This is a genomic window from Pseudomonas sp. QE6 (genome assembly GCF_041379005.1).
Taxonomy (GTDB): domain Bacteria; phylum Pseudomonadota; class Gammaproteobacteria; order Pseudomonadales; family Pseudomonadaceae; genus Pseudomonas.
Window position 1 is genome coordinate 418,239 of the sequence record NZ_CP166873.1, and the last position, 23,623, is coordinate 441,861.

General features: G+C 66.4%; 15 protein-coding genes. 6 read left to right on the top strand and 9 right to left on the bottom strand.

The annotated features are described in order from the left end of the window. The 8 genes from ACAW63_RS01940 to glnE all read right to left on the bottom strand — a co-directional run bounded on the left by ACAW63_RS01940 (position 1) and on the right by glnE (position 10,247). A complete protein-coding gene (locus ACAW63_RS01940) occupies positions 1-1,479 on the bottom strand; it encodes a lipopolysaccharide kinase InaA family protein (RefSeq protein WP_371231291.1) in 1,479 nt (492 codons plus the stop codon). Continuing rightward, positions 1,476-2,231, bottom strand: a complete 756-nt coding sequence (locus tag ACAW63_RS01945; protein WP_371231293.1) for a lipopolysaccharide kinase InaA family protein — start codon at positions 2,229-2,231, stop codon at positions 1,476-1,478. Before ACAW63_RS01945 ends, ACAW63_RS01940 begins: the two co-directional genes overlap by 4 nt. Next, a complete protein-coding gene (locus ACAW63_RS01950) occupies positions 2,228-2,962 on the bottom strand; it encodes a lipopolysaccharide kinase InaA family protein (RefSeq protein WP_371231295.1) in 735 nt (244 codons plus the stop codon). Before ACAW63_RS01950 ends, ACAW63_RS01945 begins: the two co-directional genes overlap by 4 nt. Continuing rightward, a complete protein-coding gene (gene rfaP / locus ACAW63_RS01955; protein ID WP_371231297.1) occupies positions 2,962-3,768 on the bottom strand; it encodes a lipopolysaccharide core heptose(I) kinase RfaP in 807 nt (268 codons plus the stop codon). Before rfaP ends, ACAW63_RS01950 begins: the two co-directional genes overlap by 1 nt. Further along, the gene (locus tag ACAW63_RS01960; protein ID WP_371231299.1) at positions 3,765-4,886 is read right to left on the bottom strand and encodes a glycosyltransferase family 4 protein; all 1,122 of its coding nucleotides are present in this window, start codon (positions 4,884-4,886) and stop codon (positions 3,765-3,767) included. Before ACAW63_RS01960 ends, rfaP begins: the two co-directional genes overlap by 4 nt. Further along, the gene (gene waaC, locus ACAW63_RS01965; protein ID WP_371231301.1) at positions 4,883-5,953 is read right to left on the bottom strand and encodes a lipopolysaccharide heptosyltransferase I; all 1,071 of its coding nucleotides are present in this window, start codon (positions 5,951-5,953) and stop codon (positions 4,883-4,885) included. Before waaC ends, ACAW63_RS01960 begins: the two co-directional genes overlap by 4 nt. Further along, entirely contained in the window at positions 5,950-6,993 is a 1,044-nt protein-coding gene (waaF, locus tag ACAW63_RS01970) for a lipopolysaccharide heptosyltransferase II (protein WP_371231302.1), read from the bottom strand. The genes waaC and waaF overlap by 4 nt, the downstream gene beginning before the upstream one ends. A gap of 308 nt (positions 6,994-7,301) precedes the next feature. Then, positions 7,302-10,247 (bottom strand): bifunctional [glutamate--ammonia ligase]-adenylyl-L-tyrosine phosphorylase/[glutamate--ammonia-ligase] adenylyltransferase, encoded by a 2,946-nt coding sequence (glnE, locus tag ACAW63_RS01975; protein ID WP_371231304.1) that lies wholly within the window; start codon positions 10,245-10,247, stop codon positions 7,302-7,304. A gap of 244 nt (positions 10,248-10,491) precedes the next feature. Between glnE and aceE the strand changes: the two genes are divergently transcribed. From aceE to msrA, 4 genes are all read left to right on the top strand, one after another. Further along, complete coding sequence (aceE, locus tag ACAW63_RS01980) at positions 10,492-13,140, top strand: pyruvate dehydrogenase (acetyl-transferring), homodimeric type (RefSeq protein WP_371231306.1); 2,649 nt, start codon at positions 10,492-10,494, stop codon at positions 13,138-13,140. An 11-nt stretch (positions 13,141-13,151) separates the two neighbouring features. Beyond that, positions 13,152-14,798: a dihydrolipoyllysine-residue acetyltransferase gene (gene aceF / locus ACAW63_RS01985; RefSeq protein ID WP_371231308.1), complete on the top strand. Its 1,647-nt coding sequence runs from the start codon at positions 13,152-13,154 to the stop codon at positions 14,796-14,798. Between the two features lie 278 nt (positions 14,799-15,076). Further along, positions 15,077-17,776, top strand: coding sequence for a putative bifunctional diguanylate cyclase/phosphodiesterase (locus tag ACAW63_RS01990; protein ID WP_371231309.1), 2,700 nt, complete (start codon positions 15,077-15,079; stop codon positions 17,774-17,776). A gap of 132 nt (positions 17,777-17,908) precedes the next feature. Continuing rightward, complete coding sequence (gene msrA, locus ACAW63_RS01995; RefSeq protein WP_371231311.1) at positions 17,909-18,556, top strand: peptide-methionine (S)-S-oxide reductase MsrA; 648 nt, start codon at positions 17,909-17,911, stop codon at positions 18,554-18,556. Between the two features lie 189 nt (positions 18,557-18,745). Here the strand turns inward: msrA and ACAW63_RS02000 are convergent, their stop codons facing one another. Further along, entirely contained in the window at positions 18,746-19,582 is an 837-nt protein-coding gene (locus tag ACAW63_RS02000; RefSeq protein ID WP_371231313.1) for a 23S rRNA (adenine(2030)-N(6))-methyltransferase RlmJ, read from the bottom strand. Positions 19,583-19,715: 133 nt separating this feature from the next. On the opposite strand from ACAW63_RS02000, the gene ACAW63_RS02005 reads away from it, so the two are divergent. Together ACAW63_RS02005 and ACAW63_RS02010 are read left to right on the top strand one after the other, a co-directional pair. After that, the gene (locus tag ACAW63_RS02005; protein WP_371231314.1) at positions 19,716-21,518 is read left to right on the top strand and encodes an acyl-CoA dehydrogenase; all 1,803 of its coding nucleotides are present in this window, start codon (positions 19,716-19,718) and stop codon (positions 21,516-21,518) included. 347 nt (positions 21,519-21,865) lie between these two features. Continuing rightward, positions 21,866-23,608, top strand: coding sequence for a potassium/proton antiporter (locus tag ACAW63_RS02010; protein WP_371231316.1), 1,743 nt, complete (start codon positions 21,866-21,868; stop codon positions 23,606-23,608). Positions 23,609-23,623: the final 15 nt, after the last annotated feature.

The window sequence follows — 23,623 nt, forward strand, 5'->3', positions numbered from 1 at the left end:
TCATCTGGGCGGGTGCGCAGGCACCCGCGGTAAACGTTCGTCGAGCAGCTGGTGCAGTGCGCTACCCTCTGGCCAGTTGCGCAGGAAGCGCGCACGGTCGCGGGCATAGGCGCGGGCGAAGCTCGCTTCTCGCGAGTGGCGCTGCATGGCATCGAGGTCGATCAAGGACCATTGCCCGCCTTCGCCCTGCTCCTGCCAGAACAGGTTGTGCCCCTTCAGGTCGCCGTGGCTGATGCGTTCGCGCACCAGCGCCGCGAACAGTCTGTCCAGGGCCACAAGGTCCGATTCCGGCGGCAGGCCGCCCCCCTCCGGTTGGTCCAGGTAGGGTTTGAAACGGGCGATTATATCCTGACCCGCCAGGTAATCGGTAATCAGGAAGGCCGGGCCACGCAGCCAGAACCAACGACGTTCGAGGACCGCCAGCGGGCGCGGGGTGGCGATGCCGAGGAAGTCAAGGCGATTGCCCTCGCGCCAGGAGCCCCAGGCGCGACTCGGGCGCCAGAAGCGCTTGAACCAGTGCAGCAGGTTCTTGATGTTGTAACGCTTGATGACCAGGGGGCGGCCATCGAGCTCGACCTTGGCGACGGTCGCCGCGCCACCGGTCTTGTAGATGTGCCCCTTGGCGATGAAAGCATCCGGATCGGCCAGCAGCGGCTGCAGGCCGGGCTCTTCCTCGCGACGCACCGCGCGCAGGCCGAACGGGCCCTTGAACACGCTGAACAGGCTGCAGTCGCGGGCGATCTTCTTCATCAGGTCGCCCACGCGCCAGCGTCGAATCTTCGCGATTTCCTTCTGCAGGGCTTCCAGCGGCAGCGCGTGCTCGCCGTTGGCCAGCAGATAGTGGATCAGCAGCTCTTCGAGATACGGATCGAGGCTGGCCGGCAATTGGGCAAAGAACACGCCGAGGTTTTCCAGCACCTGCTTGCGCGACAGCGGCTGGCCGGGCGTTTCCGCACGGATGCCAGCACCATCGATCAGGTACAGCTGGCCGCCGTGGCGCAGCAGGTTGTCCAGGTGCAGGTCTTCCTGCCACAGGCCCTTGGCATGCATCTGGGCGATAGCGGTAAGGGCTTCGGCGATGACCGCGGTCTGTTCATCGGACAGCACCGGCTGGTCTTCCACGGCGCGCCAGGCGTCCCAGAGGCTCTGGGCGTTATCCAGGAATTCGAAGAGCAGCCAGCCGCCCTCGCCGTCCTTGAGGCCGTCGGCCAGCAGCACCGGCGTGGTCAGGCCCTGCTCGGCGAGCAGGCGCACGCCTTCGCGCTCGCGCTGGAAATGCCGCGCGGCCTTGCCACCGACCAGCAACTTGGCCAGCACCGGGCGGCCGCGCCAATTGGCCGCGCCGACATAGCGCTGCCCAGGCAGCACCCGCAGCAGGCTGTCCAGGCGCAGTTCGGCGGCGCCGGCGCCATCCTCCAGCTCGACGCGCAGCGGCAGCGCGGGAGTGCGGCCGGCGTCGCGCAGGGCAGACAACCTCATGCGCGGCCTTCCTTCTTCTTGCGGCGGGCGCCGAGTCGGCGGTACCAGTCATCGACCTCGCGGCCGCTGGCCGAGGTGCCGAGATAGGCCGCCAGCAGGTTGCGCACGTCGGTCTCGTTCCAGTCCGGCGCGCGGCGCAACAGGGGTTCGAGGTCGCGCACGCGGTCGCGCTGGCCGAACCACAGCGGGCGGGTCTTCTCCAGGTCGATCAGGGTCGCCTCATAGGCGTCGTCCGTCTCGCGCAGAAAAATGTGCTTGGGGTAGAAGCAGCCATGCATCTGCCCGGCTTCGTGCAGGCGACGGGCAAGCATGCCGCAGGCCCGCAGGATGGCCTGGCGACGCTCGGCGGAGAGGTTCGACCAGCCCTGCAACAGGCTATCCAGATCGCGCCAGCCGTCCAGGGCACGGGTCATCAGGATCGCCCGGCGTTCGCCGCCGACCTGCCGCGCACCAAAGAAGGCCGCCTGCATCGAAGGGATGCCGAGCTGGTGGTAGCGCTGGATATTGCGGAACTCGCGGCTGAAGGTCGGCTCTCCCATGGGCTTGCGGACGCTGCGGGTCAGGTGATTGCTCTGGCGCTTGAGATAGTAGGCGGTGCCGTCCAGTTCCAGGCGATAGACGCTGCTCCAGCCACCACGCTCGGTGTTGGGTTCGTCCACCGCCTGCAGCTCAAGGTTCCACAGGGCATCGAAATCGGCCAGGGCGTTGCGCTCGAGCAGCGCCTGATCGTCGCTGGCAATGAAATCCTTCACTCGCGTCCCTCGAAGAAATGGACGATCTGCCGGACACGCTTCTTGTCCGACACATTCAATCGGTCGCGGCGCCGGTACAGCAGGTAGAATTGCAGGCGCTGCGTGTAGGAAAGGTGATACTTGGCGACCTTGTCGAGGGTCGCCAGGTCCTTGGTGATGCGGTAGCGCAGCATGAAACTGACCCAGTAGCCACCGATCGGGCAGTCGATGAAATACACCTTGCCGGCCTCATCCACCAGGATGTTTCGCCACTTCAGGTCGTTATGGGTGAAGTGATGGTCATGCATGATCCGCGTGTAGCTCGCCAGCTGCCGACTGACATGCTCGACCCAGGCGCGGTCGCGCAGGCGCGGGTCGTTGCGCTTGGCCAGGGCGTGCAGGTCCTCGGTGCCGACCAGTTCGCGGGTGATGATCGCGCCACGGGCGAAGGCGCCGTCCACGCGTTCCAAGCCGTAGGCCACCACCTGCGCCGTGGGGATGCCCCACTTGGCGAACTGCTTGAGGTTCTGCCACTCGGCCTTGACCCGGGGGCGCGGCAGATAGCGGCGAAAGCCCTTGCCCGGCTTGCGGTAGCGCTTGACGTAGTAGCGCACACCCGCACGCTCCACGCGGATGACATCGGACATCGCATCCTTGGTGATGCGATCGCCGTCGAGGGCGAACACGGCATCCAGGCTGCCGAAGTCGGCGGCCAGGTGCCGGTAGTCGGCTTCGAGTGCCCAGCCGGCCATCAGAGCAGGTCTCCATAACGTTGCTTGCGGTCGTACAGTTTGGCCGCCTTGCGCTCCATCCACGCCAGCAGCGCGGCCTCGTCGCGCAGGATGTCACGCAGCGTCTTACCGAAGTAATCGCGTAGGAAGCGCAGTTTGTCGCGGCGCGTCAGGCCGATGTCCAGCGCGGAGAAGTACAGCGCCGCCAGGTCCTTGTTGCGCCAGCGGCGCGGTGTGGCGTCACGGGTCTGGGCGCGGTGCAGGTCGATCACCGACAGGCGCAGGTCATCGGCACTGATAGGGCGATCGGTGTGCAGCAGGAAATGGCAGATGTAGCAGTCGCGGTGGTTCACCCCGGCGCGGTGCATGGTGCCGACCATCTTCGCCACTTCGGCGATCAGCGCGCGCTTGAGGCGCGGCTCCGGCGGCTGCTGCCGCCAGTCCAGCGACAGGACTTCCAGGTCGGTGGTCGGCGCCAGCTCCTCGGTGATGATGAACGAGTGCTGCGCGGCCGGATTGCCGCCGCGCTCGCCATAGGCCACCGCGGTCATGGTCGCCACGCCGGCCTGGTGCAGGCGCTCCAGGGCGCGCTGTTCCTGGCCCGCGCCGAGCACCGGCAGCTTCACGCTGAACAGGTTCTTGACGATCTCGCCCCAGCCGATGCCACGGTGGATCTTCACGAAGTAGCCGCGCCCGTCGACTTCGGTGCGCAGCGTACGGCGCCCTTCCAACTCGCGGTAGACCTTGCCCTGCAGGCGCTCGACCTCAGCGAAGGGGTCCTTGCCGGCCCAGAGGGTCTTGAAGGGCTCGTGCAGTTCGAGCTTCATGCGCGCTCCCGCAGGATCAGGTCGGCGGCATGCTGCGGCATGCTGTAGAGATCGGCGGTGTCGGCGAAGGCCAGCCCATTGCGCGACCATTCGGCGCGCGCCGCATCGTCCTCCAGCATGTCCTTGAGCAGGACGTTGAAAGCGTCCTGCTCGAAGGGCGACGGCATTACCCGGCCGGCCTTGGCTTCGTCGATGTAGTGGGCGTAGCCGCAGACATCGGTGACCAGCACCGGCAGCCCCGCCACCACCGCTTCCAGCAGCACGGTGCCGGTGTTTTCGTTGTACGCCGGGTGGATCAGCAGGTCGGCGCCCAGCAGGAAGCGCGGGATGTCGCTGCGCCCCTTGAGGATCTGCACGTTGTCCGACAGCCCCAGCGCCTTCACCTGCAGCAGGAAGGGCTTGGGGTCGTCCTGGCCGATGGCGATCAGCCGGTTGCGCTTGCGCAGCGAACGCGGCAACGCGGCCAGCGCCTTCAGGCTGCGATCCAGGCCCTTGGTCTTGAAGCCGGAGCCGATCTGCACCAGCAGCAGGTCGTCATCGGCCAGCTTGAACTCGCGACGGAACTCGGCGCGGATCTCGGCGGCGTTGGCCGGCGCGCGGCGATCCTGGGCGATGCCCGGCGGCAGCAGATGGAAACGCGCTTCCGGGGTGCGGTAATGCTTGATGAACAGCGGCTGCTGGACTTCGGAGATCATCAGGATCTCGGTCCTGGATTCGGGCGCGAACACCGCGCGCTCGTAGTCGGCGAAGTGCTTGTAGCGACCCCAGCGACGGTAGATCGGGTTGCGCAGGGTCTGCGCCTTGTCCTCGAAGCAGCCGTCGGCGGCGTAGTAGAGGTCCAACCCCGGCATCTTGTTGAAGCCGATCACCCGGTCCACCGGCGAGCGCGCGAGATCGGCGGCCAGCCAGGCGCTGAACTTCTCGTTGCGGCGATGGTTGAACAGCGCCTTCACCGGCGCCACGCGCACATCGAAACCGGGCGGAATCTCGCCCTCCCAGATCGGCGTGTAGACGCGAATGGCGTGGCCGCGTTTCTGGCACTCCAGGGCGATGCGCATGAAGTCGCGCTGCAGCCCGCCGAACGGGAAGTATTTATAGAGGACGAAAGCCAGGGTCATCGAAGCGTCTCCGGGGCCAGCAGCAGAGCCTCCAACTGCGTCGCCACGCGCTGCGGATTGAGGCGCGTGAAGCACAGGGGCTGTTCATGCCGCAGGTCGAATTGGCGCTTGTCTTCGGCCGTCGGCTGGTAGGTGCAGGTCTTCTGCAAACAGGGTGCGCAGGGCCAGTCGCTGGCCAGGTGCACCTGCGAACGCCCGTAGGCGCCGGTCAAGCCCGGATTGGTCGGGCCGAACAGCGAGAGCGTCGGCACGTCCAGCGCGGCTGCCAGGTGTCCGAGCCCGGTGTCGACTGCCACGCAGGCGGAAGCGCCGGCCAGTACCTTGGCCATGCCTGCGAGGCTTAATTTGGGGAGCACCGAGGCATTTTCCAAGCCCTGGGCCAGTCGCTCGGCGCGCTGGCGCTCGGCGTCGTTGCCCCAGGGCAGGCGCACCGACCAGCCGCGCTCGCCCATGCGCTCGGCCAGCTCGCGCCAGTAGGCCTCGGGCCAGTGCTTGGTGACCCAGGTGGTGCCGTGCAGGAAGACCAGGTAAGGCTCGGTTTCCACCGAGTCCAGCAGGCGGCTGCGATCCAGGCCGTAGTCGCCGGTGCCGCTGGGCAGCGGGTAGTCCAGCGCCTGGGCGAACAACTGGCGCACACGCTCGACGGCGTGCTGGCCCCAGGCGACCGGGTAGGTGCGGCGGTAGAAGCGGCTGGCAGCCGGCTCACGGGCGGACTCGCGGTTCAGCCCGGCGACCGGGGTGCGGCGGCGCACGTAGCGGGTCAGCCAGGCGCTCTTGAGCAGGCCCTGGGCATCGATCACCAGGTCGTAGTCGACTTCCTTCAGGCGCCGCTTGAAGCGGCTCCATTCGCCGCTCTTGATCGTCTGCCAGAGGTTCTTGCGCCAGCGGCGGATCGCCACCGGGATGACCTGGGCCACCGCCGGATGCCAGGCGGGAATCTCGGCGAAGCCTTCCTCGACCACCCAGTCGAACTGGATGCCGGGAATGGCGCGAGCGGCGTCGGTGAGCGCCGGCAGGGTATGGATGACGTCGCCCAGGGACGACGTCTTGATCAACAGCACCCTCATTCCGCGCTTTCCACGTCCACCGGGTCGGCGACCAGACGGTCCAGCGCTTCAAGCACCGGACGCGGCTTGAGTTCGCGCAGGCAGTTGTAGTGGCCGAAGCGGCACACGCGGTCGAAGCAGGGGCTGCACTCCAGGCCGAGGCGGACGATTTCCACATGTTCGGCCAGGGGCGGGGTGAACTGCGGCGAGGTGGAGCCGTAGACCGCAACCAGCGGGCGGTTCAGCGCGGCAGCCACGTGCATCAGGCCGGAATCGTTGGTGACCACGGCACTCGCGCAGGACATCAGGTCGATGGCCTCGGCCAGGGCGGTCTCGCCGGCCAGGTTCACCGATTCCTCGCGCAGACCAGGGATCAGCCGCGAGCGGATGTCCTCGCCACCGGGATGGTCATTCTTCGAGCCGAAGATCCACACCTGCCAGCCGGCGCGAATCTTGGCCTCGGCCACCTTGGCGTAGTACTCGGCCGGCCAGCGCTTGGCTTCGCCGAACTCGGCGCCAGGGCACAGCGCCAGCACCGGGCGGTCCAGGCTCAGGCCAAACTTGGCCAGGGCGGCATCACGGCTCTGCGCCTCGATGGACAGGCGCGGCTGTGGATAAGGTTGCGGCAGCTCGGCGCCGGACTCATAGGCCAGCGCCATGAAGCGCTCGATCATCAGCGGGTAGCGCTCCTTGTCGAGCGTGCGGATGTCGTTGAGCAGGCCGTAGCGCATCTCGCCCTTCCAGCCGGTGCGCGTGGGAATGCCGGCGAAGTACGGCACCAGCGCCGACTTCAGCGAGTTCGGCAGCAGGATGGCCTGGTCGTATTGTCCCTTGAGGGCCTTGCCGATGCGCCGGCGCGCGGCGATGTCCAGCACGCCGTGGCCGAGCGGGAAGCTCAGGGCCTGGCGCACTTCAGGCATGCGCTCGAGGATCGGCCGGCTCCAGTCGGGCGCCAGCACGTCGATCACACAGTCGGGATGGCGCTGCTTCAGGCAGTGGAACAGCGTCTGCGCCATCACCATGTCGCCCACCCAGGAGGGGCCTACGATCAGAATTCTCATGCGTTTTCCGAAAAACGACCGGGGAGGCTCTCGCCTCCCCGTACTCCATTCATCCAGCCGTGCGGCGCGGGCCGTTACGGTCGGGTGCCGGGCATCGAATGCCGGCAGTCTAGCCCAGCCGGCGCGCCGGTCGGGCGGATTTCGTCACTCCCTGTGACATGGCGCAATCGCATCATGCGCCCTGTTCCTGACATCAATTACTCCCCAACCCAGCCCTCCCCACAACGAATGCACGCCGACAGCGCAAGCCGCTGCGGCGATCGTCATCCTGCCGCAGGCTGGGTACTTCGTGGGAAATCCGCAGCGATTCAGGTCAGCTCGAAGGCCTTCCACATCGACATCACCATGCGCCGCTCCGCATGGAAGTGGTCACCGCTCACGACGCCCGGCTGCTTCTGCAGGGACAGTCGATGGGCCGCCGCACGATACGCCCGGTAGGCATCCTGCAGGCGAAGGACATCTTCACCGGACATCAGGCCAACCCGCTCCAGGCCATCCAGAATGCGGATGTTGTCGGTGAACTCCAGCAGCTCCGGGTGCTGCCACGACCAGGCCAAGGCCGCGTATTGCACCATAAATTCGATATCGACGATACCACCGGCGTCCTGCTTGAGATCGAACGACGACGCGGCCTCGAAGGCATTTTTCGCGGTGCCGGCGGCCGTACCGGGGGTGCCCAGGTTGTCGCGCATCTTGGCGCGCATCTCGCTGACCTCCTTGCGCAGTTCGGTCAGGTCGCGTTGCTGGCCCAGCACTTTCGCGCGGATCGCCTCGAAGGCCCCGGCCACCCGCTTGCAGCCGGCCAGCACACGGGCGCGCACCAACGCCTGGTGCTCCCAGGTCCAGGCCTCGCCCATCTGGTAGGCCTCGAAGGCGCGCAACGAACTGACCAGCAGGCCCGAAGCGCCACTGGGGCGCAGGCGCATATCCACCTCATAAAGCGTACCGGACGGTGTCTGGGCGGTAAGGAAGTGGATGATCTTCTGCCCCAGGCGCGTATAGAACTGCGCGCCATCGATGGACTTCTCGCCATCGGTCTCGCTCTGCGGGTCGCCGTCGTGGATGAACACCAGGTCCAGGTCCGAGCCGTGGCCCAGCTCAAGCCCGCCGGACTTGCCGTAGCCAATGATGATGAAATCCGGATCGCAGGGCGTGCCGTCGACGCGGGTCGGGCGTCCATGGCGCTGCACCAGTTGGTCCCAGGCCAGCGCCAGCACCTGTTCGAGGATCGCCTCGGCCAGCCAGGTCAGGTAGTCGCTGACCTTCATCAGCGGCAGGGTGCCGGCGATTTCCGAGGCCACCACACGCAGGGCGTGGGCCAGCTTGAAGTGGCGCAGGGTTTCCATCTGCTGTTCGAGGTCATCCGCGGGGATGCGCATCAGCCGCTCGCGCAGCTCGGCGCCCAGCTCGGCGGCCTGCGGCGGGCGGAACAGGCGCCCTTCGTTCAACAGCTCGTCGAGCAGGATGGGGAACCTGGCGATCTGCTCGGCCACCATCGGGCTGGCCGCGCAGAGGGTCAGCAGGCGCTCCAGGGCGCCGGGGTTCTCGGTCAGCAGCACCAGATAGGCCGAGCGCCGGGCCACCGCCTCGATCAGCGGCAGCGTACGCTCCAGCAACACGTCCGCCGGGCCGCGCTCGGCGATCATGTTCAGCAGGCGCGGCATGAAGGCATCCAGCCGCTCCCGCCCCAGGCGCTGCATGGCGCGCACCTGCGCACCGTGGCGCAGGTCGGTCAGACGCTTCCAGGCCGCCGCCGGCTGGGCGAACCCGGCATCGGCGAACTGCCGGCAGGCGGACTCCTCGTCCACCGCTTCTTCCCAGATCGGAATCCACTCGCCGCCGATGGTAGTGTCGACCTTACCGTCCTCGTCTTCGTCGGGGTCGGCGATGACCTGGTGGAAGTGCCAGTCGATGCGCTCGCGCCAGTGATTGATGGCCTCATGGAACGCCGACCAGTTGGCGTAGCCCATGATGAAGGCCACGCGGATACGCTCCAGCTCGTCTTCGGGCAGCATCTGCGTCTGCCGGTCGGCGATGGCCTGCAGGGCGTGCTCGGCGTAGCGCAGGAATTCGTAGCCCTCGCGCAGCTCGGCGACCACCTGCGGCGGTAGATAGCCCTGGCCTTCGAGGATCGCCAGCACGCGCAGCAACGGCCGCTGCTGCAGGCTGAGGTCGCGGCCGCCGTGGATCAGCTGGAAGGCCTGGGCGATGAACTCCACCTCGCGGATGCCGCCGGCGCCGAGCTTGATGTTCTCGCTCATGCCCTTGCGCCGGACCTCCTGCTGGATCAGCTGCTTCATGGTGCGCAGCGCTTCGATGGCGGAGAAGTCCAGGTAACGGCGGTAAACGAAGGGGCGCAGCATTTCCAGCAGGCGCTGGCCGGCCTCCTGGTCGCCGCCGACCACCCGCGCCTTGATCATCGCGTAGCGTTCCCAGTCACGGCCCTGGTCCTGGTAGTACTGCTCCAGCGCGGCGAAGCTGTACACCAGCGGGCCGCTGGAGCCGTATGGCCGCAGGCGCATGTCGACACGGAAGGCGAAGCCGTCGACGGTGATGGCGTCCAGCGCCTTGATCAGCTTCTGCCCCAGGCGGGTGAAGAACTCCTGGTTATCCAGTGCGCGCTTGGCGCCCTGGGTTTCGCCGCCTTCGGGGTAGCCGAAGATCAGGTCGATGTCCGAAGACAGGTTCAGCTCGCCCGCCCCCAGCTTGCCCATGCCCAGCACGATCAGGTGCTGCGGCAGCCCGGAGCGATTGCCGATGGGCGTGCCGAACTGCTGGCAATGGCGGGCGTACAACCATTGGTAGGCCTGATCGATGCAGGCGTCGGCGAGGTCGGACAGATCGCGGCAGGTGCCGGCCAGGTCGCAACGGCGGGTCAGGTCGCGCCAGATGATGCGCACCTGCTGGCGCCGACGAAAACGACGCAGGCGGCGGCCCAGTTCGTCCTCATCGGCGCATTCGTGCAACAGCGCTTCCAGTTGCGCACGCATTTCGCCCGGTTGCAGGCTGCGCTCCAGCTCGCCGGTCGCGGCCAGCTCCAATAGAAAGACAGGATCACGCTGCACCTGTTCGGCAACGAAGTCGCTGCCGGCGGTCACGCGGGCGAAATCGGCATGCCGCTCGTCGGACCATCCGTCGAAACTGGCGATCTGCTCGGGAGAAAGCTGGGAAACCGCAGTGCGGAAATTCTGCTCCGCCCGTTCGGCGAGGGGCTTCAGGGTGGCCGGCACAGCGGCCAGGGACGGCAGGCTCATGTTCTATCCTGAGGGGTCGGCGAGGCGCCGGCATTCCTGTCTTTTCGCGCCCCTGTAGTTTTACTACTAACTTTTTCTGGCAGAGGGATGTATCTGTCAGCGATTTGTAGTAAAACTACAACCCGCCGGGCGCACCCCCGGTGTACTTCCAAGAATTCGCCGCGTCGCCCACGAGGTTGGCGCAGCTATCGGCAACGATCTACTGGCTTCCGATTCTGGAAGCCTTTCCGCCCTGGAGCAAGCCATGCAAGACCTTGATCCCGTCGAAACCCAGGAATGGCTGGACGCCCTGGAATCGGTCCTGGACCGTGAAGGTGAGGAACGCGCCCACTATCTGATGACCCGCATGGGCGAACTGGCTACCCGTACCGGTACCCAACTGCCCTACGCCATCACCACGCCGTACCGCAACACCATTCCGGTCACCCACGAAGCCCGCATGCCCGGCGACCTGTTCATGGAGCGCCGCATCCGCTCGCTGGTACGCTGGAACGCCCTGGCGATGGTGATGAAGGCCAACAAGAACGACCCGGATCTGGGCGGCCACATCTCCTCCTTCGCTTCGTCCGCGACCCTGTACGACGTTGGCTTCAACTACTTCTTCCAGGCCCCGACCGAAGAACACGGCGGCGACCTGGTGTTCTTCCAGGGCCACGCCTCCCCCGGCGTCTATGCCCGCGCCTTCCTCGAAGGCCGCATCAGCGAAGACCAGCTGAACAACTTCCGCCAGGAAGTGGATGGCAACGGTCTGTCCTCCTACCCGCACCCCTGGCTGATGCCGGACTTCTGGCAGTTCCCGACCGTATCCATGGGTCTGGGCCCGATCCAGGCGATCTACCAGGCGCGCTTCATGAAGTACCTGGAAAGCCGCGGCTTCATCCCCGCCGGCAAGCAGAAGGTCTGGTGCTTCATGGGCGACGGCGAGTGCGACGAGCCCGAATCCCTGGGCGCGATCTCCCTGGCCGGCCGCGAAAAGCTGGACAACCTGATCTTCGTCATCAACTGCAACCTGCAGCGCCTCGACGGCCCGGTTCGCGGCAACGGCAAGATCATCCAGGAACTCGAAGGCGTGTTCCGTGGCGCCGAGTGGAACGTCAACAAGGTGGTCTGGGGTCGCTTCTGGGACCCGCTGTTCGCCAAGGACGAAGCCGGCCTGCTGCAGCAGCGCATGGACGAGGTCATCGACGGCGAATACCAGAACTACAAGGCCAAGGACGGCGCCTACGTGCGTGAGCACTTCTTCGGTGCGCGTCCGGAGCTGCTGGAGATGGTCAAGGACCTCTCCGACGAAGAGATCTGGAAACTCAACCGTGGCGGCCACGACCCCTACAAGGTCTATGCGGCCTACCACCAGGCGGTCAACCACAAGGGCCAGCCGACCGTCATCCTGGCCAAGACCATCAAGGGCTACGGTACCGGTTCGGGCGAAGCGAAGAACATCGCGCACAACGTCAAGAAGGTCGACGTCGAGTCCCTGAAGTCGTTCCGCGACAAGTTCGACATCCCGATCAAGGATGCCGACCTGGAAAACCTGCCGTTCTACCGCCCCGAAGAAGGCAGCGCCGAAGCCAAGTACCTGGCTTCCCGCCGCGCCGCGCTGGGCGGTGTGATGCCGGTTCGCCGCGCCAAGAGCTTCCAGGTCCCGGTTCCCCCGCTGGAAACCCTCAAGGCCATCCTCGACGGCTCGGGCGACCGCGAAATCTCCACCACCATGGCCTTCGTGCGGATCATCTCGCAGCTGGTCAAGGACAAGGAACTCGGCCCGCGCATCGTCCCGATCGTGCCGGACGAAGCCCGTACCTTCGGTATGGAAGGCATGTTCCGCCAGCTGGGCATCTACTCCTCCGTCGGCCAGCTGTACGAGCCGGTGGACAAGGACCAGGTGATGTTCTACCGCGAGGACAAGAAAGGTCAGATCCTCGAGGAAGGAATCAACGAAGCCGGCGCCATGTCCAGCTGGATCGCCGCGGGTACCTCGTACTCCACGCACAACCAGCCGATGCTGCCGTTCTACATCTTCTATTCGATGTTCGGCTTCCAGCGTATCGGCGACCTGGCCTGGGCCGCCGGCGACAGCCGCGCGCACGGCTTCCTGATCGGCGGCACCGCCGGCCGTACCACCCTGAACGGTGAAGGCCTGCAGCACGAAGACGGTCACAGCCACCTGCTGGCGGCGACCATCCCGAACTGCCGCACCTACGATCCGACCTACGCTTACGAGCTGGCGGTGATCATCCGCGAAGGCTCGCGCCAGATGATCGAAGAGCAGCAGGACATCTTCTATTACATCACCGTGATGAACGAGAACTACGTTCAGCCGGCCATGCCCAAGGGCGTGGAAGAAGGCATCATCAAGGGTATGTACCTCCTCGACGAGGACAAGAAGGACGCCGCGCACCACGTGCAACTGCTGGGTTCGGGCACCATCCTGCGCGAAGTCGAGGAAGCCGCGAAGATCCTGCGCAACGACTTCGGCATCGGTGCCGACGTCTGGTCGGTACCGAGCTTCAACGAACTGCGCCGTGATGGCCTGGCCGTGGAGCGCTGGAACCGCCTGCACCCGGGTCAGAAGCCCAAGCAGAGCTACGTCGAGGAGTGCCTGGGCGGCCGCAAGGGCCCGGTCATCGCCTCCACCGACTACATGAAGCTCTACGCCGAGCAGATCCGTCAGTGGGTTCCGAGCAAGGAGTACAAGGTGCTGGGCACCGACGGCTTCGGCCGCAGCGACAGCCGCCGCAAGCTGCGCGACTTCTTCGAAGTGGACCGTCACTGGGTCGTTCTGGCCGCGCTGGAAGCCCTGGCCGATCGTGGCGATATCGAACCCAAGGTCGTGGCGGAAGCCATCGCCAAGTTCGGCATCGATCCCGAAAAACGTAATCCGCTGGACTGCTGAGGAGAGGCACGATGAGCGAACTGATTCGTGTACCCGACATCGGCAATGGTCAGGGTGAAGTCATCGAACTGCTGGTCAAGGTCGGCGACACCGTCGAGGCCGACCAGAGCCTGCTGACCCTGGAGTCGGACAAGGCCAGCATGGAGATCCCCTCGCCCAAGGCCGGCGTGGTGAAGAGCCTGAAGGTCAAGGTGGGCGACACCCTGAAGGAAGGCGACGAGATCCTCGAGCTGGAAGTCGAAGGGGGTTCGGCTGCCGCCGAAGCGCCCAAGGCCGAAGCTCCGGCACCGGCTCCGGAAGCACCGAAGGCAGAGGCTCCGGCCGCCGCCCCGGCGCCGGCTGCCGCGCCCGCCGCTGGCGCCAGCGTCCAGGACATCCACGTCCCGGACATCGGTTCCGCCGGCAAGGCCAACGTCATCGAAGTCATGGTGAAAGCCGGCGACACGGTCGAGGCCGACCAGTCGCTGATCACCCTGGAATCGGACAAGGCCAGCATGGAAATCCCCTCGCCGGCTGCCGGCGTGGTGGAAAGCGTGTCGATCAAGATCGGTGACGAAGTCGGCACCGGCGACCTGATCCTCAAGCTCAAGGTCGCGGGCGCTGCCGCCCCGGCCGCCGCGCAAGCTCCGGCTGCCGCTCCGGCTCCGGCCGCTGCTGCACCGGCTGCGGCTCCCGCACCGGCTGCCGCCGCGCCGGCCAAGGCTGCGGAAGTCGCTCCGGTGGGCGCGCCCAGCCGTGACGGCGCCAAGGTTCACGCCGGCCCGGCCGTGCGTATGGTTGCCCGCGAGTTCGGTGTCGAGCTGTCCGAGGTGAAAGGCACCGGTCCGAAAGGCCGCATCCTCAAGGAAGACGTGCAGGCGTTCGTCAAGGAACAACTGCAACGCGCCAAATCCGGCGCGCCGGCTGGCGCTACCGGTGGCGCGGGCATTCCGCCGATCCCGGAAGTCGACTTCAGCAAGTTCGGCGAAGTGGAAGAAGTGGCGATGACCCGACTGATGCAGGTCGGCGCCGCCAACCTGCATCGCAGCTGGCTGAACGTGCCGCACGTGACCCAGTTCGACTCGGCCGACATCACCGAGATGGAAGCCTTCCGCGTGGCCCAGAAAGCCGTCGCGGAAAAGGCCGGCGTCAAGCTGACCGTGCTGCCGATCCTGCTGAAAGCCTGCGCCCACCTGCTCAAGGAAATGCCGGACTTCAACAGCTCGCTGGCCCCCAGCGGCAAGGCGCTGATCCGCAAGAAGTACGTGCACATCGGCTTCGCCGTGGACACTCCGGACGGCCTGCTGGTCCCGGTGATCAAGAACGTCGACCAGAAGAGCCTCCTGCAGCTCGCCGCCGAAGCCGCCGAACTGGCCGAGAAAGCGCGCACCAAGAAGCTCTCCGCCGACGCCATGCAGGGCGCCTGCTTCACCATTTCCAGCCTCGGCCACATTGGCGGCACCGGCTTCACGCCGATCGTCAACGCGCCGGAAGTGGCGATCCTGGGTGTCAGCAAGGCGACCATGCAGCCGGTCTGGGACGGCAAGGCCTTCCAGCCGCGCCTGATGCTGCCGCTGTCGCTGTCCTACGATCACCGCGTGATCAACGGGGCGGCCGCCGCGCGCTACACCAAGCGCCTGTCGGACCTGCTGGGCGATATCCGTACCCTGCTGCTGTAAGTGCTGCGCTTGTAAGTGTTGCAGAGGCCGGCCTCGCGCCGGCCTTTCCTCTCGACGAGCACGCCACGCTCGTTCTCTCCAGCCCCGTCGGATGGCGGGGCTTCTTTTTGTCCGCACAACTCCGATCGACGCTGTCCCGCGTCCGCCTCAACTTCCCTGCGTGACGGCCGATACAGTCCTGGCTTGTCAGCGCCCCACGCCTCATGCAAATCTTGCCAACGCCCATAGAATTCGGCCGAGGCAATGCACCTCGCCAGCACCTGGAAATCACGCCGCGCATGAAGAGTCATCCCGATGCCGCCAGCCGTTCGGTGGCCGAGGTTGTCACGCAGCTACCCGTCCCCTCGCGGCTGGGGATGTTGCGTTTCGAGCGCCTGAACGAATCCAGCTGGACCCTGCTGTTCCTCGACCCGGGCTGCGAGCGCCAGATCGGCGTACCGGCCCAGGACCTCTGCGGCATCCTCGATGCCCCCTACGCCAGCCTGATGGAGCCCGAGGCGCGGCATCGCCTGCACGAGCAGGTCCAGCAGCAACTGCTGCAGGACGGCCGCTACCAGGTGCGCTACTGCCTGCACTCGCCGCGCGGCCCGCTGAACATCCTGGAGGTCGGCGAGGCCTTCCAGCAGCATGGCCGGCAACTGCTGCACGGCTTCCTGCTGCAGGACGAGGGCGACGCCCAGGCTGCCGGGCCGGACCCACGGCTGCTGGAGCTGGAGGCGCAGAACCTGCGCCTGAAGATGTCCCTGGAGATGTACCAACGCTCCCAGGACGAGCACCTGCAGCACCTGGTGCGCTCGCGCACCCAGCAGAACCTGATCGTGCGCCTGGCGCGGCACCGCTACCTGTCCAGCGACCCGCTGCTGGAAGCCGCACAGCTGATCGCCCAGGCCGCCTGCGAGGTCTACGACGTGGCCCGCGCCGGCATCTGGCGTCTGCATCCGGACAATCGCCTGGAAGCGGTCACCGTCTACCGCCGCGACATCGACCAGTACGAGAAGCCGCAGGACATCGATGCCAGCAGCTTCCCGCACTACCTCGACGCAGTGCACAGCGGCCGCGCCATCGACGCCCACAACGCCATCCAGGACCCGCGCACCCAGGAATTGGCCAAGCGCTACCTGCGCCCCCAGGGCGTCAACGCCATGCTCGACGCCACCATCCGCATTGGCGGCGAAGTGGTCGGGGTGCTTTGCCTGGAGCATGTCGGCGAAGTGCGCATGTGGCAGAGCGATGAGATCGCCTTCGCCGGTGAGCTGGCCGACCAGTACGCCCAGGTACTGATGAACCACGAACGGCGCAACGTCTCCAGCGCCCTGCACCTGTTCCAGCGCGCCGTCGAGCAGAGCGCCAGCGCCTTCCTGCTGATCGACCGCGACGGGCTGGTGGAGTACGTCAACCCCAGCTTCACCGCCATCACCCAGTACGGCGCCGATGAAGTGCGCGGCCGCCACCTGCCGGAACTGCCCGCCCTGGCCAACCTCAGCGAGCTGCTGTTCGATGCGCGCTCCACTCTGGTCACCCAGAACAGCTGGCAGGGCGAATTCCGCAGCCGGCGCAAGAACCTCGAGCCTTACTGGGGCCAGCTGTCGCTGTCGAAGGTCCACGACGACCGGGGCGAGCTGACCCACTACATCGGCATCTACGAAGACATCACCCAGAGCAAGCTGGCCCAGCAGCACATCGAGAAGCTCGCCTACCGCGACAACCTCACCGGGCTGGCCAACCGGCACTTCTTCATCAGCGCCCTGGAAGAGCGCCTGCAAGCCGGCAGCCGGCACTCGCTGGGCCTGCTGCTGGTGGACATCGACAACTTCAAGCGGATCAACGACAGCCTCGGCCACCAGACCGGCGACAAGCTGCTGGCCAACCTGGCCCGGCGCCTGCGCAGCAGCCTGAGCGACAACACCACCCTGGCGCGTTTCGCCAGCAACGAATTCGCCGTGCTGCTGGAGGAATCGGTGGCCGGCCGCGGCGAGCAGATCGCCGAGCAGATCCTCGATGTGCTCGACAAGCCGCTGTTCGTCGACAACCAGCTGATCAGCATCACCGGCTCCGTCGGCATCGCCTACGCGCCACAGCATGGCCACGACCCACAGACCCTGATGAAGCACGCCGGCCTCGCGCTGCACAAGGCCAAGGCCAACGGCAAGCACCAGGTGCAGACCTTCACCGAAGCGATGACCGCCGAGGCCAGCTACAAGCTGTTCGTCGAGAGCAACCTGCGTCGCGCGCTGGTACAGGACGAACTGGCGGTGCACTACCAGCCCAAGCTGTGCCTGCGCAGCGGGCAGCTGCTGGGCCTGGAAGCGCTGCTGCGCTGGCAGCACCCGGAAAAGGGCATGATCCGCCCGGACCAGTTCATCAGCGTGGCCGAGGAAACCGGGCTGATCATTCCCATCGGCAAATGGGTGATCCGCCAGGCCTGCCGGCAGGTGCGCGAACTGGCCGCCAAGGGCCTGGGCGAGCTGCACATCGCCATCAACCTGTCGCCCAAGCAGTTCAGCGATCCGGACCTGGTCGGCTCCATCGCCGCGATCCTCCAGGAGGAAGGCATCCCTGCCGGCCAGATGGAGCTGGAGCTCACCGAAAGCCTGCTGCTGGATGCCACCGACGATACCCGCCAGCAACTGGAGAGCCTGAAGGACCTCGGCCTGACCCTGGCCATGGACGACTTCGGCACCGGCTACTCGTCGCTGAGCTACCTGAAGAAATTCCCCATCGACGTGATCAAGATCGATCGCAGCTTCATCAAGGACATCCCGGACAACCAGGACGACATGGAGATCACCTCGGCGGTGATCGCCATGGCCCACAACCTCAAGCTGCAGGTGGTCGCCGAAGGCGTCGAGACCGCCGCCCAGCTGGCGTTCCTGCGGCGCAACCGCTGCGACATCGGCCAGGGTTATCTGTTCGATCGGCCGATTCCCGGCGTCGACCTCTCCTCCAGCCTGCAGCGCTATCCCTGCCGCCCGAATTGAACCGCTCTGGCGCGGCGTGCCCGCAGCCATGCCCGCGAATCCGCTCAAACATCCCGCAAAGCGAATCAAACGCTGTAATCTTCGGCGAGTACCCGAGTCTATTGCCGCCCCCGTTCAGAGGAGACGAATGCCATGACCCTGCGCTCGCAAATACTTGCCCACAAACTGGAACTGCCCAGCTCCGCCCAGGCCCTGCCGGGCCGGGAAAGCCCGATGCCGGTGCCGGAAGCGCATTACGTCAATGGCCGTCCGCTGACCGCGCCCTTCCCCGCCGGCCTGCAGCAGATCGTGCTGGGCCTGGGCTGCTTCTGGGGCGCCGAGCGGCGTTTCTGGCAGCAGCCGGGCGTGTGGGTGACGGCGGTGGGTTATGCCGGTGGCCTGACCCCGAACCCGACCTACGATGAAGTCTGCTCCGGCCTGACCGGCCACAGCGAAGTGGTACTGGTGGTCTTCGACCCGCGCGAGACCAGCATCGAGGCGCTGCTCAAGGTGTTCTGGGAATCCCATGACCCGACCCAGGGCATGCGCCAGGGCAACGACACCGGCACCCAGTACCGTTCGGCGCTCTACTGGTTCGACCAGGCACAGAAAGCCGCCATCGAAGCCAGCCGCGCGGCCTTCCAGAAGGAGCTGAGCGCCAAGGGCTACGGCGAGATCACCACGGAAATCCGCGAGGTGCCGCCGTTCTACTACGCCGAGGCCTACCACCAGCAGTACCTGGCGAAGAACCCCAACGGCTACTGCGGCCTGGGCGGCACCGGCGTGTGCCTGCCGGCGTAACCAAAGTCCCTCCCCCTAACCCTCTCCCGCAAGCGGGAGAGGGGACCGTTCGGCGCAGGAGGAAACGACTCAGTCAGCCGGCACGGACAGCGCCCTCTCCCTGAGGGAGAGGGGGACACGCCGGCACAGCGTTTCAAGAGGAATAATGGTTGCTCCCACAAAAAAGCCCCGGCACTGCCGGGGCTTTTTTCATTCCGCGATCAGCCAGTCCAACTGCCAGCTGCCTTCGCTCTGCGCCAGCGTATCCGCCAACCACGGCAGCAGGCCGCGCAGCTCCTCGTCCAGCGGCCACGGCGGGTTGGCGATGATCAGGCCGGAGCCGTTCAGGCGCTCGGCCGTGTCCGCCGGATGCACGCAAAGCTCCGCGCGCAACAGCTTGGGTGCCGAACTCTTCTCCAGGCGCTGGTAGAAGCGCTTGAGCTGACGGCGGTCCTTGATCGGGTACCAGATGGCGACCACGGTCTGGCGCATGCGGCCGATGGCCTCGTCCAGCGCCGCCACGCAGCGCTCCAGATCGTCACCCTGCTCGAACGGCGGGTCGATCAGCAGCACGCCACGCTTCTCGGACACCGGCAGGAAGGCGCGCGGTAGCAGCCAGCCATCGCCCTGGTGCACGGCGATGCGACGCTCGCCGCCCATGTTGGCCTTGAGCAGGCGACCATCCTCGGGGTGCAGCTCATTGAGCAGCACGCGGTCCTGGGGACGGGTCAGGCGGCGCGCCAGCTCCGGCGAGCCGGGATAGAACTCCAGGCCGCCGTCGGGATTGAGCGCGCGCACCACCTCCAGGTAGTCCTGCACCAGTTCCGGCAGGTCTTCGCGCTCCCACAGGCGGCCGATGCCCGACTCCCACTCGCCGGTGCGGCTGGCTTCGTCGCCCAGCAGGTCGTACAGGCCGACACCCGAGTGGCTGTCGAGATAGGCGAAGGGCGTGTCCTTGCGCGCCATCAGCGCGAAGATGCGCGCCAGGGCAATGTGTTTGAACACGTCGGCGTGGTTGCCGGCGTGGTAGGCGTGGCGGTAGTTCATGGATGGCAGACTCCTCAAGGCGCGCAGTGTAGCCGTAGTCGAGGTGTTTTAGCCCTTTATCACGCTCGTGGATGATTCTGTGCGAGGTTCATTCACCAGACTAGACTGCGGCCATTCCCACGGAGGTCGATCCATGTCCGAGACCCTGCTCAGCTCCCGCAACCTCGCTTTCGAACTCTACGAAGTGCTCGATGCGCAGGCCCTGACCCAGCGCGAACGCTTCGCCGACCACAACCGCGAGACCTTCGACGCCGCTCTCGGCACCGCCCGCGGCATCGCCGAAGAGCTGTTCGCCCCGCACAATCGCAAGAACGACGAGAACGAACCGCAGTACGTCGACGGCGGCGCGGTGCTGATCCCGGAGGTGAAGCCGGCGGTGGACGCCTTCAACGAGGCCGGCTTCCAGAACGCCTCGCGCAGCTTCGAACAGGGTGGCATGCAACTGCCACACCTGCTGTCGCGCGCCTGCTTCGCGCACTTCCAGTCGGCCAACATCGCCACCTCGTCCTACCCGATGCTGAGCATGGGCGCCAGCCACCTGATCGAAACCTTCGGCAGCGACGAGCAGAAGCGCCTGTTCCTCCAGCCGATGATCGAGGGCCGCTGGTTCGGCACCATGGCCCTGACCGAGCCCCACGCCGGCTCGTCCCTGGCCGACATCCGCACCCGCGCGGAACCCGCCGCCGACGGCAGCTACCGGATCCGCGGCAACAAGATCTTCATCTCCGGCGGCGATCACCCGCTGTCGGACAACATCGTGCACATGGTGCTGGCCAAGCTGCCGGACGCGCCGCCCGGCGTGAAAGGCATCAGCCTGTTCATCGTGCCGAAGTTCCTGGTCAACGCCGACGGCTCCCTCGGCGCGAGCAACGACGTGGCCCTGGCCGGCCTGTTCCACAAGATGGGCTGGCGCGGCACCACCTCCACCGCGCTGAACTTCGGGGACAAGGGCGAGTGCGTCGGCTATCTGGTCGGCAAGCCGCACCACGGCCTGGCCTACATGTTCCAGATGATGAACGAGGCGCGCATCGGCGTCGGCATGGGTGCGATCATGCTCGGCTACGCCGGCTACCTCTACTCCCTGGAGTACGCCCGCGAGCGTCCCCAGGGCCGCCCGGTGGATGCGAAAGACCCGACCTCCGCCCCCGTGGCGATCATCGAGCATGCCGACGTGCGGCGCATGCTGCTGACCCAGAAAGCCTACGTCGAGGGCGCCTTCGACCTCGGCCTGTACGCCGCGCGCCTGGTGGACGACTGCGAAACCCTGCCCACCGAGGAGGAGCGCAAGCAGGCCCACGAACTGCTCGACCTGCTCACCCCGATCGTCAAATCCTGGCCCTCGGAGTTCTGCCTCAAGGCCAACGAGCTGGCCATCCAGATCCTTGGCGGCCACGGCTACACCCGTGAATACCCGGTGGAGCAGTACTACCGCGACAACCGCCTGAACCCGATCCATGAAGGCACCCACGGCATCCAGTCGCTGGACCTGCTGGGGCGCAAGCTCGCGCAGAACAACGGCGCCGGCCTCAAGCAACTGACCCGCCTGATCAACCAGTGCTGCGCACGTGCCCAGGCGCACCCGTCGCTGGACAAGCTGCGCGAGCCGCTGGAGCAATTGATGGCGCGCCTGTCCGCGACCACCCTGAGCCTGCTCGGCGATCTGATGCAGGGCCGCGTAGCCCAGGGCCTGGCCAACTCCGCGCTGTACCTGAAGGTCTTCGGTCACGCGGTGATCGGCTGGCGCTGGCTGGAACAGGCGATCCGCGCCGAGGAAGGCCTGGCGCGTGGCGATGCAGCCGACACCGACTTCTACCGTGGCAAGCTGCAGGCCGCACGCTACTTCCTGACCTGGGAAGTGCCATCCTGCCACCACGAACTGGCCTTGCTCGAAGCTCGCGACGACACCTGTTCGACCATGCAGGACGCCTGGTTCTAGTCCTGCATGCCCTTTCTGCCCCGGTCACGTCCGGGGCTTTTTTTGCCCGCCGCGCGGAACGGCGCAATAGCACCCGGCTGACCTCTTTCCCTCATCTCTGCTCCCGCAACAGGGCAGGGAGGACAGCCTCCTGGCAGCCCTGCCCGCTCCCGACGCGGCACAGTCCGTCCCCAACCCGATCCCCGCCTGGAACGATGCCGCGCCCTGGCCGGAAATCGTCGCTGAACGAACCTCAACTAACCTTTGACAGCCTTGCAAATCCGCAGGTTAGAATCTCTTGGCATGCGGCCTGCATCCTGATCCCCGAGTAGCGTCGCCACTCCCCAACTCCCCTGGAGGTCGACACTTTGGATGCCGTGGCCATCAACAGCTATTTCCTGATCGCTGCTGTGCTGATCGGCATGAGCATCCTGGTCAGCTCGCTGTCCTCGCGACTGGGCATCCCGATCCTGGTCATCTTCCTCGCCGTGGGCATGGTCGCCGGCACCGACGGCCCCGGCGGCATCGGCTTCTCCAACTATCCCATCGCCTACCTGGTGGGCAACCTGGCGCTGGCCGTGATCCTCCTCGACGGCGGCTTGCGCACGCGGGTGGCGAGCTTCCGCGTGGCGCTCTGGCCGGCGCTCTCGCTGGCCACGGCCGGAGTGCTGATCACCGCCGGCCTGACCGGCATCGCCGCCGCCTGGCTGTTCAAGCTGAGCTGGATGGAAGGCCTGCTGATCGGCGCCATCGTCGGCTCCACCGACGCCGCGGCGGTGTTCTCCCTGCTGGGCGGCAAGGGCCTGAACGAACGGGTCACCGCCACCCTGGAAATCGAGTCGGGCAGCAACGACCCCATGGCAGTGTTCCTCACCGTCACCCTGATCGACATGCTCGCCCACGGCGAAAGCGGCATGAGCTGGAGCTTCCTCTGGCATTTCCTGCGCGAGTTCGGCATCGGCTCGCTGCTCGGCCTGGGCGGCGGCTGGCTGTTGCTGCAGGTGATCAACCGCATCCACCTGGCCAGCGGCCTCTACCCGCTGCTGGTGATCAGCGGCGGCCTGCTGATCTTCGCCGTGTCCAACGCAGTGCACGGCAGCGGCATCCTTGCCATCTATCTGTGCGGCCTGATGCTGGGCAACCAGCCGATCCGCTCGCGCCACGGCATTCTGCACATGCTCGACGGCATGGCCTGGCTCGCGCAGATCGGCATGTTCCTGGTCCTCGGCCTGTTGGTCACGCCCCACGACCTCTGGCCCATCGCCCTGCCGGCGCTGGGCCTGGCGCTGTGGATGATCCTCTTCGCCCGCCCGCTGTCGGTTCTGGTCGGCCTGATTCCGTTCCGCGCCTTCCATGGCCGCGAGAAGGCGTTCATCGCCTGGGTCGGCCTGCGCGGCGCGGTGCCGATCATTCTCGCGGTGTTCCCGCTGATGGCCGGCCTGCCCAACGCGCAGCTGTTCTTCAACGTGGCCTTCTTCATCGTGCTGGTCTCGCTGCTGGTGCAGGGCACCAGCCTGCCCTGGGCCGCCAAGCTGCTGCGGGTGATTGTGCCGCCGGACCCGGCGCCGATCTCCCGCGCCGGCCTGGAGGTCCACCCGACCAGCGAGTGGGAGCTGTTCGTCTACCACCTGAGCAAGGAAAAGTGGTGCATCGGCGCCGCCCTGCGTGAGCTGAAGATGCCCGAGGGCACCCGTATCGCCGCGCTGTTCCGTGGCACCCAGCTGCTGCACCCGTCCGGCAGCACCATTCTCGAGGCCGACGACATCCTTTGTGTGATCGGTCACGAGCATGACCTCCCCGCCCTGGGCAAACTGTTCAGCCAGGCGCCGGACCGCGGCCTGGGCGCACGCTTCTTCGGCGACTTCGTCCTCGAAGGCGACGCCCAGCTCTCCGCCGTGTCCTCGCTGTATGGCCTGAAGCTGGAAGGCGTGGACGGCGAGCAGACGCTGGGCCGCTTCATCGCCCACGAAATCGGCGGCCAGGCGATCATCGGTGACCAGGTGGAATGGAACGGCCTGACCTGGACCGTGGCCGCCCTGGACGGGAACAAGATCCGCAAGGTGGGGGTCAAATTCCCCGAAGGCCGCCCCGGCCCCGGTCTGTTCCTCTGACCGCCCACCGGCGCT